The 13757-nt window shown below is 64.0% G+C and carries 9 protein-coding genes; 4 read left to right on the plus strand and 5 right to left on the minus strand.

Going from position 1 to position 13757, the window contains the following annotated elements; all coding sequences use genetic code 11:
* Window positions 1-28: 28 nt before the first annotated feature.
* The 5 genes from KF708_15315 to KF708_15335 form a co-directional block, all read right to left on the minus strand.
* Window positions 29-3646: an efflux RND transporter permease subunit gene (locus KF708_15315; protein MBX3414055.1), complete on the minus strand. Its 3618-nt coding sequence runs from the start codon at window positions 3644-3646 to the stop codon at window positions 29-31.
* Between the two features lie 163 nt (window positions 3647-3809).
* The gene (locus KF708_15320; GenBank protein ID MBX3414056.1) at window positions 3810-5105 is read right to left on the minus strand and encodes an efflux RND transporter periplasmic adaptor subunit; all 1296 of its coding nucleotides are present in this window, start codon (window positions 5103-5105) and stop codon (window positions 3810-3812) included.
* Between the two features lie 151 nt (window positions 5106-5256).
* Entirely contained in the window at window positions 5257-5739 is a 483-nt protein-coding gene (locus tag KF708_15325; protein ID MBX3414057.1) for a MarR family transcriptional regulator, read from the minus strand.
* A gap of 181 nt (window positions 5740-5920) precedes the next feature.
* Entirely contained in the window at window positions 5921-6496 is a 576-nt protein-coding gene (locus tag KF708_15330; protein MBX3414058.1) for a hypothetical protein, read from the minus strand.
* Window positions 6497-6724: 228 nt separating this feature from the next.
* A complete protein-coding gene (locus tag KF708_15335) occupies window positions 6725-7717 on the minus strand; it encodes an NHL repeat-containing protein (GenBank protein MBX3414059.1) in 993 nt (330 codons plus the stop codon).
* A gap of 536 nt (window positions 7718-8253) precedes the next feature.
* On the opposite strand from KF708_15335, the gene KF708_15340 reads away from it, so the two are divergent.
* The 4 genes from KF708_15340 to KF708_15355 all read left to right on the plus strand — a co-directional run bounded on the left by KF708_15340 (window position 8254) and on the right by KF708_15355 (window position 13657).
* Window positions 8254-9918, plus strand: a complete 1665-nt coding sequence (locus tag KF708_15340) for a S1 RNA-binding domain-containing protein (protein MBX3414060.1) — start codon at window positions 8254-8256, stop codon at window positions 9916-9918.
* A 234-nt stretch (window positions 9919-10152) separates the two neighbouring features.
* On the plus strand, window positions 10153-11742 hold the full coding sequence (locus KF708_15345) for a MotA/TolQ/ExbB proton channel family protein (protein MBX3414061.1): 1590 nt from the start codon (window positions 10153-10155) through the stop codon (window positions 11740-11742).
* A 15-nt stretch (window positions 11743-11757) separates the two neighbouring features.
* The gene (locus KF708_15350; protein ID MBX3414062.1) at window positions 11758-12537 is read left to right on the plus strand and encodes a hypothetical protein; all 780 of its coding nucleotides are present in this window, start codon (window positions 11758-11760) and stop codon (window positions 12535-12537) included.
* 16 nt (window positions 12538-12553) lie between these two features.
* A complete protein-coding gene (locus KF708_15355; GenBank protein ID MBX3414063.1) occupies window positions 12554-13657 on the plus strand; it encodes a hypothetical protein in 1104 nt (367 codons plus the stop codon).
* Window positions 13658-13757: the final 100 nt, after the last annotated feature.

Genomic DNA, 13757 nt, shown 5'->3' on the forward strand with positions numbered 1-13757 from the left:
AGTACCAGCCCCTGTCCGACCGCCGAAATCAAAGGGTTTCCACCACGGCGGTGTCCTCGTTTCGCGTCGGAATCACCGTTACGGTTTCGTCGTCGCCACCCGACAGGGCCGCTACCGCGGCCAGCGACGATGCGGAGATGCCGCGGCCAAACAGTCGCGCTCGCATCTCGAAGAAGAGCGAGAAAAGTAGCGGCACCAGCAGCAGCGTGAAAAAGGTCGAAACCACCAGCCCGCCGAAGAGCACCGTGCCCATGCCGCGGTACAACTCGCTCCCCGCCCCGGGCGAGACGACCAAGGGGAACAACCCGATCAACGTCGTGAGCGTGGTAATGAAGATCGGTCGCACGCGTCCGCGCACGCTCTCGCGGACGGCATCGCGGTGATGTGCCCCGTCGCGGCGAATGTACACGAGCGTTTGATCGACGATCAGAATCGCGTTGTTCACGACCGTGCCGATGAGGATCACGAAGCCGAGCATCGTCAACGAATCGAGCCGCTGCACGGTGACCAGGTTCAACAGCCACAAGCCGAGAAAGCCCCCGACGGCCCCCATCGGCACGCTGATCATGATGACGAGCGGATACAGGAACGACTCGTACAGCCCGGCAATCAACAAGTAGGTGATGAGCAAGGCGAACAGGAGACTCCCCGACATCGCCGTGCGCATCTGGATCAGGTCGTCGGCCGTGCCCGCCACGTTCAGGTGATAGCCCGGCGGCAAACCCGCGGCGCGAATCGGATCGAGCACTTCGCGCTGGATGCGGTTCATCGCCCCTTCGAGCGCGACGCCGGTCCCCGGGCGCACCTGGATGGTGATGGCCCGCTCGCGATCGATACGGCTGATCTGCTCCGGTCCGCTCGCGAGTCGCACGTCGGCCACGTCGGCGACCGAGATCACCTCGCCCGTCGGCGTGGCGATCGGCAATTGCTCGACGTTCTGCGTCCGTTCGCTGAAGGCCGCTTGTCCGTACAGCACGAGCTCGATCTCTTTCTGCTCGTGCCAGTAGGGGCCGGCGTAAGCGCCATCGACCAGGGCATCGATCGAGTAGCCCAAATCGGATGTGCTGATGCCGCGCTGCGCGGCCTTTTCGGGACGCACGCGCACGTGCAACTCGGGGCTGCCCAGGTCGAGTCCCGGAATGGGCTGTACCGAGGTCTCCGTCGTTTCGGCGGGCAGAATGCGCTGCACGCCCGACATGATCTCTTGCCCCAGCCCCACGAGCGTGGCCAGCTTGGGGCCGGAGATTTCGATATCGATCGTGCGCCCCCCCGAAAGCCCACGCTCGAACAAGCTCGTCTGGCTCACCGATGTCAGCACGCCTGGCAGCTTGGCGATGGCGCGGCGCACCAAGGGCACCATTTCGCTCGCGCGCTCGGGATCGGCCGAACGAGCCGCCACGACCAGCGTGCGACCGCGCGCCGTCACCGAAAGAGTTGCCAAGGGGGGGCCCTCGAGCCTGGCCGCTTCGGCGCTATTGGGCAGCGCTTCCCAGTTCGCGCGCAGACGATCCTCGACCTGCCGGGCCAGCCCCACGAGCTGATCCACGTTGTAGCCCGGCGGAGGCTGCATGCGGCCGTAGACGAGGTTCTTGTTGCCCGCCGGCAGATACTCGGCCTCGGGCATCAAACGGTAGCTGATCCCCATGCCCAGCACGATCGACATGATCGCCACCGCCACGCGCCGCGAGCGAAATGCCAGGGGCAGGAACAGCAGCGTCGACACCACCGCGATCGTCAGCCCCAGCAGACTGGGGACCGGATAGTACCAGGGCCAATGTTCGAGCTGGACATAGCGGCTCGGCACGAGCATGATCGCTCCGGCCGCAAAGAGCAGCCACGTGACGATCATCGTGCCGTGGCTCAGGTTGCCCGACTGCAAGCGGTCGGTCGCCCACAACAGCGCCGTGGTAAAGCGCTCGCCAAGGTAGCTGAACGGCGTCATCCACCGATCCAACACGCGCCAGAGGCGCGTCCCCAGCGAGCGATCTTCCTCGCGGTTGCGCGCCACTTCGCCATGTTGCAGAAGGTGACACGCCGCGCTCGGCACCACGGTGAGGGTTACCAGCAGGCTGATCGCCACGCCGGCGCTGATGGCGATCGAAATATCGCGGAACAATTGTCCGGCCTCGGCCTGGATGAAAATCACCGGCAGGAAGACGGCCAGCATCGTCAGCGTGCCGGCCAGCACCGCCCCCCAGACTTCGCTCGTGCCGCGACTGGCGGCCGTGAAGGCGCTCTCGCCGCGCTGGTAGCGAACGTAAATGTTCTCGAGCACGACCGTGGCGCTATCGACCACCACGCCGACGGCAAATGCCATGCCGGCCAGGCTGATCACGTTCATCGAACGCCCCAGCAGGCGGATGACGACGAACGTACCCATCGCGCAAATTGGTATCGCCAGGCAGATGACCAGCGTCGAGCGGCCACTCCGCATGAAGACGAGCAACACCAGGGCCGTCAGCACGCTCCCCGCGACCAGGTTGTCGGTGACGAGCGACATGGCCGAGCTGATGTAGACCGTCTCGTCGTACGTTTGCACGAGTTGCAGGCCGTTGCGGCCCAGGAACCCCTCGTTGAGCGATCGCACCTCTTCGCGCACCGCGGCCATCACGTCCATCACGTTGGCGCCCTGCTTGCGCTGAACGTTGACCGAGAGCATGTTCACGCCACGTTCGCGCCCTAGGCTGTCGGGCTTCGTGCTGGCGAGTTCGACCGTGGCCAGGTCGCGGACGTAAACGGGCGCGCCGTCGCGATAGGCCACGATCGTGTCGGCCACCTGCTGCGGATCGGAGAACAATCCCAACGTGCGCACGAGATAGCGCCGTTTCCCTTCCCACACGTCCCCCCCCGAGACATTGCGGTTCTCGCGCAGCAGTGCGTCGCGTAGCTGAGGGACCGTGATCTTGCGCGCCGCCAAACGGACGGGATCGAAGATCACGCGCAGCTCGAATTCTCGCCCGCCATAGACGTCGCTCGCGGCGACGCCGTCGTGCGCGCGCTGCAGGCGCGCGGCGATGTTGTCCTCGGCGAACGTCCGCAGACGCGACGGATCGACGTCGTGCCGGATCAGTTCCTGTACTTCCGGATGATGCTTTGCCAACTCGTACAGCATCGGCACGTGGATCGATTCTCGCGCCAGAAGCGGCGCGAGCGGTTCGGCCAAATGAGGATTCGCCTCCAGCAACGCGCGCACCTCGGCATGCGTCGGCGCGACCGGCAGCAACGAGAACCACGCGATGGGCGAGCCGTTCGCGCTGACCGTGCGCACGAAGGGCTCGTCGGCATCGTCGGGATAATCGCGGACCTGCGAGAGACGCTTGGTCACGCGGACCAGCGCGGCATCGATGTCGGTGCCGACTTCGAACTCCATCTCGACTTCCCCCTGCCCCTCCTGGCAGGTGCTGCGGAAGTCGATCATCCCTTCGACGTCCTGCAGTTGCTGCTCCTGCTTCGAGACGATCTCCTTCTCCACCTCTTCGGGGCTCGCGCCGGCCCAGCGCGTGCGCACGCTAATGACCGGTCGCGTCACCTCGGGCGTCAGTTGCACCGGGATATTCAGCATCGCCACGATGCCGAACAGGCAGACCAGCACCACGCCGACCGCGACCTTCACCGGGTTGTGAATCGAGAAGTCGGCAATCTGCATGGCGGGATCGCGGAAGGCAGGCTACGGGCCGGAGGGACGCGGGGACAGGCTCACATTATAACCCCGCCGGCAGCGCAAGGGGCCGCGCCACTCCATGAAGATTCAGCGCGGCGTGGCAGGGCCGGCGAGCGGTGTCCGAGCGGTGCGGAATCTCGCGAGTCGGTTACTCGCCACCGACGTTCGTCGTGCGCGTCGCTGGAATCGATTCGGTGGCCACCGCGCGCGAGGCGTCGTCCAGGTTCAAGATGGCGACTTCGTCGAACGGGCGGAGCCGTTCAACTCCCTCGGTCACCAGCAGATCGCCACTCCGCAAGTCACCTTCCACGGCAATGTACTCGCCGCTGCTGGCGCCTTCGCGCACTGCCACGGCCCGCACCTTGTTGTCGGGGCCGACGACGTAAACCAGCGTGCCGTTCAGACTGCGGACGATGGCGTCTTTGTGGGCCAGCAGGGCCGATTGTGCCTCGCCCCGGAAGGTGATCCGCGCCACCATCCCCTCGCGCAGGCGAGGCTGATTGTTTTCGATCGTGTTCTTCATCCGCACGATGACCGGAAAGCTGCGGCTGCCAGTCAACCAGTCGGAACGCGGCACCACCTGCCGCACGACGCCGCGCACCACTTCGCCCTTCAAGGCGTCGATGCGCGCCTCGACTTCCTGATCGAGCCGAATCTCGGCGATGTACGATTCCTCGACGTTGACCTGCACCTCGACCTCGTCGAGATTCACGATCGTGGCGACCGGTCCGCCGAGCGGTACCCATTCTCCCAGATCGATATTCTTTTCGACGATGAAGCCCGAGAACGGCGCCACCACGTTCCGCTTTTGCATCTCGTCCTCGAGACGCAGCACTTCCTGTTGCTGCACGTCGGCGGCGGCCCGTGCGGCATCGATCTCTTCGGTGCGATTGCCGGCCACGGTCAGGGCATGCGCCGCTTCGGCCTCGGCAAAAAGCTGCTTGGCGTTCTCGAGCTGAAACTGCGCTTCTTCGAGTTGCTGCTGGCTGACGGCGTTTTCTGATTTCGCGCGCAGATCTTGGAGGCGGCGCAGCGCCGACTCGTTCAGATTCATCGTCGCCTCCGCCGCCAGCTTTTTGGCTTCGGCCTGCGATTTTTCTTCTGAGCGAAAACCGACCTTCGTCCGCTGATAGTCCTGCTCGCGCTGACGCAACAGGGCCCGCGCCCCCTCCAACTCGATGGCCAGCGTCACGGTGCGCAGTTCCGCCAGCAACTCTCCCTCGCGCACGAAGGCGCCGACCCGATGGGGGAACTTGATCACCTTCCCTTCGGCTGCCGCCGCCACTCGGCTGCGCTCGACGGGCATGATCGTGCCGACCGCCATCAGCTCCGGCGTCACATGGTCGGCGCGCACCGCCACGACGTTCACGTTGTTTTGTGGCGCCGTCTCCACCGCGGCCGGCGGGCCGCTGCAGCCCACCAACAGCAACAGCGCCAGCGGCAAATACCGAGGGGTTCGTGCCGAGCGGGCTGATCGAACGAGGGTGGGTAACATGCGACAGTACGTCATCGGGCGCAGGAACCAGCGCGCAACGGCCGCTGGAAGGCGGCCTGCTACGGCGCTACGGTCCCTCGTGCCGGCGTGGTCGAGCCAATCAGGTCAGTGCTTCGGTGGTGACCTGCGTGGCTTCGCGTAGGTGTGGCTTCATTGAACCGAGATTTTCGCACACGGCGGCGAGCGTCTCGCGCAGTGTCTGTAACTGCTCCTGGCTCAATCCCCGCGTCGCCTTTTGGCGAATCTTCAGGCCGCAAGCGACCATCTGCGACCAGACCGGTTCTACCCGATCGGTCGTGCGGATGATCTTCTTGCGCCGGTCCGAGTCGCTGGGGGTCCGCGTGATCCAGCCGTCCCGCTCCATGCGGTCGAGCACCCCAACCAACGTGGGGGCTTCAATGCCCATCCGCGCGGCCAGCTCGCTCTGCGACATCTCCCCCGCGACGGAAATCCAGGCCAGCACCTCCCACTGACGGTAGGTGATGCCATGGGCCTGGAGCTCTTCGTTCATGGCGCACGAAAGCTCGTGCGCCGTGGCGAAGATCCAGTATCCAACACTGTTCTCAAAATCGAATTGGAGCATCGGCTCTGCCTCGAGTGTGCTCGGGTACCCTGTTCCGAAGGTGGGGTATATTCTAGCCCACCCGAGCACCGAAACAAGTAAAACTTAAGGAGTTGCAAGCACTTGCGGCAGGTAGAGAGTGGTCAGGGGTCAGTGGATAGTGGGCAGGGGGGACAGGGGAAATATGTTGGGACTACTCCCCCTATCCCCTGACCACTCCTCGAAAGCAATGGGTAAACAGGAGTTGCCACTCCCGTTCCTGGATTGCCTGGCACAGACTTGCCGCCGGCGAGCGCCCAAGCCGGGCATGCTCGCACAGGTCGACGAAGGCGTTAGGGGCCCATTCCGTCTGCTCGCGAAGGAATTCGGCCGACCGATCGAGTCCTGGTTCTTTGGCGGCCAACTGTCGGGCATCTGCCGCCAAAGCCGGAAAAATCTCGTGCTGGCGAACGCGGCGGAACCAGTATTTGGCGTTCGAGCTGTCGGGCTCTCGGCGGTGCATGATCCCGTGCCAGTAGCTGCCCGAAGGGGTCTCGATCTCCTGGCTCAGCGCGTGCGACTCGTCGAGATAATCGTGATAGAGCCATAGGGCGGAGAGGCAACACCTCGCCATCGCCCCGTCGACGATCTTCTGTCCCGCAAACAGTTCGTCGACCGTCAGCCCCTCGAGCGACGCACGAACCGCCGAGTTCGGACGCCCAGGACCCAAATCATTGACGTGCCCAGCCGGCAAGAGCGCCGCAGCGGCCGGTCCGAAGGCCTGACGGTCGAATTCCATGTTCCCGCACCTTTCGCGAGTGGCACTAATAGGGCGACGTCCCACATCAGGCCAGATCGCGAGCATAGCCCAGCGAGCCGGGTACTGATAAGGAGCGAAGGAGCCAGCGCCCCATCGAGTCGTCGTTAGCGTTTTGATGCCGTGATGACCTGCCGGGCGCGCCAGCTTCGGGCCGACGCACCGTCCTTGCCATCCAGAGCTCAGTAAGTAATTGGTGCCGCGAACCGACTATGCTCGCACGCCCCTGTGGCGTGAACGAAGCAAGAATGGCATCGCCAGCAAGCCAGTTAGCGCCATGACCCATGTCGCTGGCTCGGGCACGTTGACGAATAGAATTGCCTTGGGGCCGAACAATCCACCACTGCCTTTCGCGACGAACTCGCCGAGGAACGTGCCGGTAACGCCATCGTAACGGTGTACGTTGTTCACATTCCAGTTGGCTACGTAAAGATTGCCGTCAGGGCCGAATGCGATGCTGCCCGGACCTGCCAGCGTCACTTCGTCGACAAACGTGTCGATGTACTCGAACGTCGTTCCATTCAGCCGTCCGATGCCGTTCAGCAGGTAGCTGGCCGCATACAGATTGCCATCTGGTCCGAAGGTGATTCCCCACGGTTCGCTGTCACCGAACTCCTCGGCCAGCTTCTGCACGAAATTCCCCGCTGCGTCGAAGTGATAGAGCGCACCCGAGGCATAGCCGCTGACAAACAACTGGCCCGTGGAACTGAAAGTGAAGTCGAGTGGATCGTTGAGCGAGGGCTCGGTGGCCCAGGTGCCCAGAAAAGCTCCCGTCGTGCCGTCATACTTGCGGATCGACTGCGTGCCAAAGCTGCCGGCATACAAATGGCCATCCGGACCAAAATGAATGCTGAGAGGATAGTCGATGCCGTCGGGGCCGGAGCCGACGAATTCGTCCACAAACGCCCCGGTCTGAAGGTTGTAACGCAGGATGTTGTCCGACTCGCTCCCGCTCACGTAGAGCAGGCCGTCGGGACCCACCGCCAGGCCGATCGGACGTTTCAAACCGCCACTTTCTGACGCGACCAGTTCGCCGAGAAATGCGCCCGTGGTATCGTCGTAGCGCAGTACCGAGTTGCCTCGCCAGTTTGTGATCAACAAATCGGCGCGGGCGATATCGACCATCGCACTCAATGCCAGGAACACTCCCAGGCAGATCGTCGTTTCGCCACATGGACGGCGGAACTGCTGGCCGGTCGACAAGGCTGAACTCAACATAGTTCGCCCCCTTTGACGTAATGAAGTCGCGGAACAAAGTAGAGAGGTAACCGTTCGCGTGACGCAACGGTCGCGATAAGGACTTGCGAACGAAAGAGAAGGGGACCGAGTTGTCAGTCGCCCACGTTCGAAGAATGGCTCAGTAGCGTTGCTCGCTGCAAGGTGCGGCAGTAAGTAGGGCCGCTCGTAGGGGTACTGTTTTTAAGGCTAACCTCATTCGAGCCTTTGGGCAATGAAACTGCCGGTCTACCAAGCCTTCGAGCCTTTTGTAGGGGGTGCGGAGAATTCGCGGAGTGGGTAGGGGGCGTGAGGCGGGATCCCGCGGAATACCATACTGCGGAAACGCGACGAACTTACCCTCTACCGAAAACTCCAGATCTCCCCAGGCGGTTTAGTCACCACGCTGGCTACACCCTACCTTGCCGGGAGTTCCCCACGTGGCAGAATTGGTCTAGATTAACGGGTCTATCCGCCGGCCGGTCGGCCGACGCGGGGGGAGTTCGATGGCGAGGGATTTTGACATGGTAGACGACGTTGAGCGTGAGGAAGGATCGCCCGAGACGGAAGTGACTCAGGCCGCGGCGGCGCAGGAAGTAGACGAATCGTCATCGGCGGCACGACGAATTCGTATTGGTTCTCAGCGCGACCAGGGAAAGCCTCAGCCCGCGTTGCCCACGCTGACGACGAGCGGCGAGACACAAGCACCGGCGCCCGCGGAGGTAGCGACAGTAGCCTCAGCCGCTCCGGCCAGCTACTCCCCGACCGATGAACCCGCGGAAGCAGCCGGCCCCGTTCCTCAGACATCCCCTGCGGAACAGGAAAAGGCAGGGGACGACGAACCCCGCACGGACAAACGTGCCTTGCGCGCGGCGGCCGCCGAGCGTCGCCGCCGCGCGAATGTCGACGAAGAGCCCATCGCACCGGCGAACAAGCGCTTCCCACCCCCGAACAAGCGCCACAATCTGCCTCCCGAACTCGAGCAAGAACTACAAGACGCCCTGGGCGATCTTGCGCTCGACGACATCCTGACCGGCAGCACGAAAACCGCCAGCACGAGCGAGGAACTGACCAACGATACCCGGGTCAAAGGTCGCATCGTCTCGCAGCACAACGAATTCGTCTTCATCGATCTGGGCAATCGCAACGAAGGGGTCATTCCCCTCAAACAGTTCACCAAGCCGCCGGAGATCGGCGCCGAGGTCGAGGCCGTCGTGCAACGCTTCGACGCGGAAGAGGGACTCTACGAGCTGGGCCTGGCCGGCGCCGCGGCGAATGTCGCTGATTGGTCTGACATTGCCGAAGGCATGCTCGTTGACGTGCGCGTCACTGGGCACAACAAAGGGGGCCTCGAGTGCGAGGTGAACAACCTGCGCGGCTTTATTCCCGCCGGTCAGGCCTCGCTCTATCGCATCGAGGATCTCGGCACGCTCGTGGGAGAGCGTTTCACCTGCGTCATCACCGAGGCAAATCCCGAGCGACGCAATCTGGTCCTCAGCCGCCGCGCCGTGCTCGAGCGCGAGCAGGCCGAGAATAAGAAGAAGCTGCTCGAAGAACTCCAGCCGGGCGAAATTCGCGAAGGCGTGGTCCGCAATATCCGCGACTTCGGCGCGTTCGTCGATCTGGGGGGCGTCGATGGCCTGCTGCACGTCGGCAAGCTCAGTTGGGCCCGCGTCAAGCATCCCAGCGATCTGCTCGAAGTGGGGCAGAAGGTCCGCGTGATCGTCGAACGGATCGATCCCAATACGCACAAGATCAGCCTCGGCATGCGCGACCTGTTCGAGAACCCCTGGAACAAAGTTGCCGCCAAGTATCCCCCCCGCGCCACGGTCCGCGGGCGCGTGACCAAGTTGATGGAGTTCGGCGCGTTCGTCGAGCTCGAGCCGGGTATCGAGGGACTCGTCCACATCTCCGAGCTCGCCCACAAGCGGGTCTTCCGCGTCGCGGATGTCGTCAAGGAAGGAGACGAGATCGAGGCGCAGGTCATCTCCGTCGATCAGGACGCGCAGCGGATCAGCCTCTCGATCAAGGCCCTGCAGGCCCGTCCCGAGCCGATCAAGAAAGACGCCGCTGCCGAAGCCGAAGAGGCGATCAACGCCCTGCCCCCCGTCAAGAAGACCGATCCCAACCTGCTCAAGGGGGGCCGCAAGGCATCTTCAGGCGGCGAGAAGTTCGGTCTCAAGTGGTAAGCGCCCCCTGCGAAGAACACGACGGCGACGCAATGGGGCCGCGGCGCTAACCGCCCGGTCTGCCACGTCCGTCGGACTCGCGCCCAGCGTGCATCGGTCACCAGCCGACCTTCATGCGCTCCCGAAAAATTCGCCCGGAAATGGTGGGGAACCCGGCGCGCACCGTTGCTAAAATGGCGCGGTCCCGAGGCAGCATCTTCAGCGTGTCGGCGATTCCGCGCGGCACGCTCAGGTATGGCACGCTCCCGCGACGGCGCGCGATGGCCCAACGTGATGCGCCCCGAGATTTCCCCTTCGTTCCTCACGCTCGACCGAGTGGGGCCTGGCGAAATGTCATTGCAAGTCGGCTGTCCAAGCTGCCAGAAGGTGATTCGCGTCGGTCCACAGCATGTCGGCCGCCGCGTCAATTGCCCGCATTGCAAGGCCCCCTTCACCGTGCCGGGCAGCCTTGCGGATGCCCCCGTTGCGGCGTCCGTTCCACGACCGGCCACGCCAGCGCCCGTCGACGTCAGTGCTCCGCAGGGCAGCGGCGCCGCGCAGACGTCGATCGAAGAACAACCCTTCAAGTTCCTCGAACAGATCGAGCCGACCTCGCTCGCCACCGAGCGCAAGTTCAGGCCCAAACCGTCGCAGGCCGTGAAGGGCGCCGCCGAATCGCTGCTCAAGATGCGCCCCTCGAGCGATGTGAGCATGCTGATTTCCGGCGGCATCGCCCTGGCCGTCACGATCGTCGTTTGTGGTGTGTTGTATCCCCTGCGCGGTACCTACCTGGGCGACCTCGTGCTCGAACGAGGTTGGGTGCCGCCGGCCGTCGTCCTGCTGGCCTCGTGGTCCTTCGCCGTGCTGGGGCTGAAGTTGCAGAAGGTCGCTCGGCAGCGCCGCGCCATGCTGCTCGATCTGCTGCCCATGGATTTGGGCCAGGACATTACGGCCGACGACGTGCCCAAGTATCTCGAGCACCTGGCGAAACTGCCAATCCGCCCGGACGAGAGTTACCTCATCAACCGTGTGATTCGCGGACTGGAGCATTTCCGCGTGCGCAATAGCGCCCCGGAAGTCGCCTCGGTGCTGGCGTCGCAGGGGGAGATCGACTCCATGTCGGTCGACTCGAGCTACACGATGGTCAAGGTCTTCATCTGGGCCATGCCGATTCTCGGCTTTATCGGCACCGTGATCGGGATCAGCGCGGCCGTGGTCGGATTGGGGGGCTCCGTCAGCACGGCGGAAAGCGTCTCGGACATGACCGAGTCTCTTTTACCGGTGCTCGGCGGTCTGGCCACCGCCTTCGACACGACGCTCATCGCGCTGGTGCTGAGCCTGTTTGTCAAGTTTCCCACCTCGTCGATGCAGAAGCGCGAAGAGGACCTGCTCAGCGGCGTCGACGAATACTGCAACGATCATCTGTTGAAACGGCTCGACGATGCCCGCGGGTCGATGGATGGAAATCTGTCGAACGGCGCGCAGCTCGAAGCCTGGACCCGCCGGCTCGAAGCGATCGGCACCACGCTCACCGGCCAGGTCGCCGCCAGTTGGGAGCAGATCAATGCCCGGCTGCAACAACTCGAAGCGCAAAAGCTAGGCCGCATCCAAGAGATCGATGTCGTGCTGGCGAAGACCGCCGACTCGATGAAGCATACGGCCGATTCGCTGGGCACGAGCCTCGCGGCGCTCAACCAGGGGCTCCTAGCGCTCAATCACGTCTTGCGCGAGCTGGGCGCTCGGCCTGTCGCTCTTCCCATGCCCGTGGAAACACGGCGGCGAAGTTGGGCCTTCTGGCGATCGAACGGCGACAAGTCTGCCAATGAAAGCATCTCGTCCAACTGAGCGAGTAGTGGCGTGATGTCGCGACGACGCAAAGAAGACGACGACGGTATCTCGCTGTTTCCCTTCTTGAGCGTGCTGGCCTGCGTGATCGGACTCTTCACGCTGCTGATCACGGCCTTCGCCGTCGTGCAGATCGACACCGACGGCGTGGCCCAGGCCGAAGAGTTGGAGCACCTGGACAGTGAGCTCGTGGCCGCCGACGCCGAACTGGCCGAGCTCGAGGCGCAATCGGCCGCGGCGGGCGAAAAGGTCCAGGAACTCGCGCGGCTCCAGGCGGAGCTCAACAAAATCACCGCGCAGCTCGACCAGCTTAAGGCCAGGCTGCCCGCCGACGAGTCTCCCGTCGACATCGAGGCCTTGCGGAACCAGATCAAAGCGATTGAAGAAGAAATCGCCAAATTGAAAGAACAAGTCGGGGCGCTCGAAAAGCAGGTGGCCGATCTCCCCGAGCCGCCCAAGGGAGCCGTGGTCGAAATTCGTCCCGGGGGGACGGGCGTCGACATCGAACCCACGTTCGTCGAGTGCCGTTCCGATTCGATCGTGCTGCTCGACGCGGAACCGCCCAAGCGGATTCCCCGTAGCGAGATCGCCACGAATGCCGACTTTCTGGCGGCGCTCGCGCACATCTCGCGCGGCGAGAAGCGTTCCGTCATCTTCCTGCTGCGGAGCGATGCGATCGACGTGTACTACGCCGCCGCCGACGTGGCACGCCGCAACTACGCGCGCAACGGCAAGCTGCCGGTGGTCGGCCAGGGCGAGATCGATCTGAGTGTTTTTCGCCGCCATCGCCCTTGATCGTGCGTGACGCGCCATGCCCAGACGCAATTCCGATAGCGGCGACGACGTGGGACTCGATTCCCTGTTGGACACGATGTTCAACGTCCTGGGCATTCTCGTGCTCGTCTTGATTCTCACGCAGATCGGCGCCCGCGAAGCGGCGAAGCGTATCGCCGCGAAAGCCAATCCCGCCAGGTTGGCCGAGTCGCGCGAGAAGCTGGAAGACACCGAGGCCCGCCGCCGCGAGTTGGCCGAACTGCTAGCGCTCGATCCCGCGGTCGAACTCGAACGCGTCCGCGCCGAGCTTGCCGCCCATCAAGAGCAGCTTGCCGACTTGGAACGTCAAACTCGCGAGCGCGTCGAGGCGAAGCAAGAGCAGGACAAAAACCTTGCCGAGCTGACCGAGCGCGAAAAGCAACTCCGTACCGAAATCGAGCAGGTGCTCGCGCACAAGGCCTCGCTCGAAACGCTCTTGGCCAAAACGCCGGCCGAACCTGCCGGAGACACGCCCGACGCCGAAGTGGTCTACCTGCCCAACCCGCGTTCGGCCCCCGAGGGGGCGCAGCCGGTGTTGCTCTTGTGCCGCGACGAACGGCTCTATCCGCTCGATGTCGAGACGCTGCGGCAAGAGTCCCTGGCGCGGGCGCTCGAAATCGTGCGCAGCCAATCGCTCGACCGCGATCCGCAGGCGGGCATCGACGCCGAAAAGCTGATCGCGGCCTTCAATGCGCGCAAGCCGAACAACGATTACTTTCGCGTCAGTTTGATGGCGCGTGGTCCCACGCCTTGGCTGGTCTTCGAACGGCGGCAGGATCGCGGCCATCCCGCGTTGGCGTTGCGAAGGCGCGGCGGAAATTTTCAGCGCGGACTGAGCACGCTCAATCCGGCCAAGCAGTTCGCCAACTTTCTCGTCTGGCCCGACAGCTTCGAGGTCTATCTCGCGGCGCGCGAGGTCGTGGCCTCCGCGGGGCTGCTCGCTGGCTGGGCGCCGCAGACGACGAGCGAAGAATACGCGACGCCGCTCGGGGGCGATTTGCGTTTCGGTCCGCCTCCACCACCTCCGATGCCGAACCCCAATCCGCCTCCCCCCGCGCCGGTGACTCCGCCGCGGCCGGTCCCCAGCGACACGGTCGATTGATCCTCGCTGCCCGCGCGGGACGCACGCCGCTCGGCCGTCTCGCGTGCTGGGCCTCAGGTTCTGGTCTTGACGGTTGCGCCGATTTCCTGGTCCGATGCCG

It is taken from the genome of Pirellulales bacterium, assembly GCA_019636335.1.
Classification (GTDB): Bacteria; Planctomycetota; Planctomycetia; order Pirellulales; family JAEUIK01; genus JAHBXR01.

Excerpts from the sequence above, each read along its gene's own strand:
- KF708_15355 (MBX3414063.1), top strand. The coding sequence starts at position 12,554 with ATGCCCAGACGCAATTCCGATAGCGGCGACGACGTGGGACTCGATTCC.
- KF708_15315 (MBX3414055.1), bottom strand. The coding sequence starts at position 3,646 with ATGCAGATTGCCGACTTCTCGATTCACAACCCGGTGAAGGTCGCGGTC.
- KF708_15350 (MBX3414062.1), top strand. The coding sequence starts at position 11,758 with ATGTCGCGACGACGCAAAGAAGACGACGACGGTATCTCGCTGTTTCCC.
- KF708_15325 (MBX3414057.1), bottom strand. The coding sequence starts at position 5,739 with ATGCTCCAATTCGATTTTGAGAACAGTGTTGGATACTGGATCTTCGCC.
- KF708_15345 (MBX3414061.1), top strand. The coding sequence starts at position 10,153 with ATGGCACGCTCCCGCGACGGCGCGCGATGGCCCAACGTGATGCGCCCC.
- KF708_15330 (MBX3414058.1), bottom strand. The coding sequence starts at position 6,496 with ATGGAATTCGACCGTCAGGCCTTCGGACCGGCCGCTGCGGCGCTCTTG.
- KF708_15340 (MBX3414060.1), top strand. The coding sequence starts at position 8,254 with ATGGTAGACGACGTTGAGCGTGAGGAAGGATCGCCCGAGACGGAAGTG.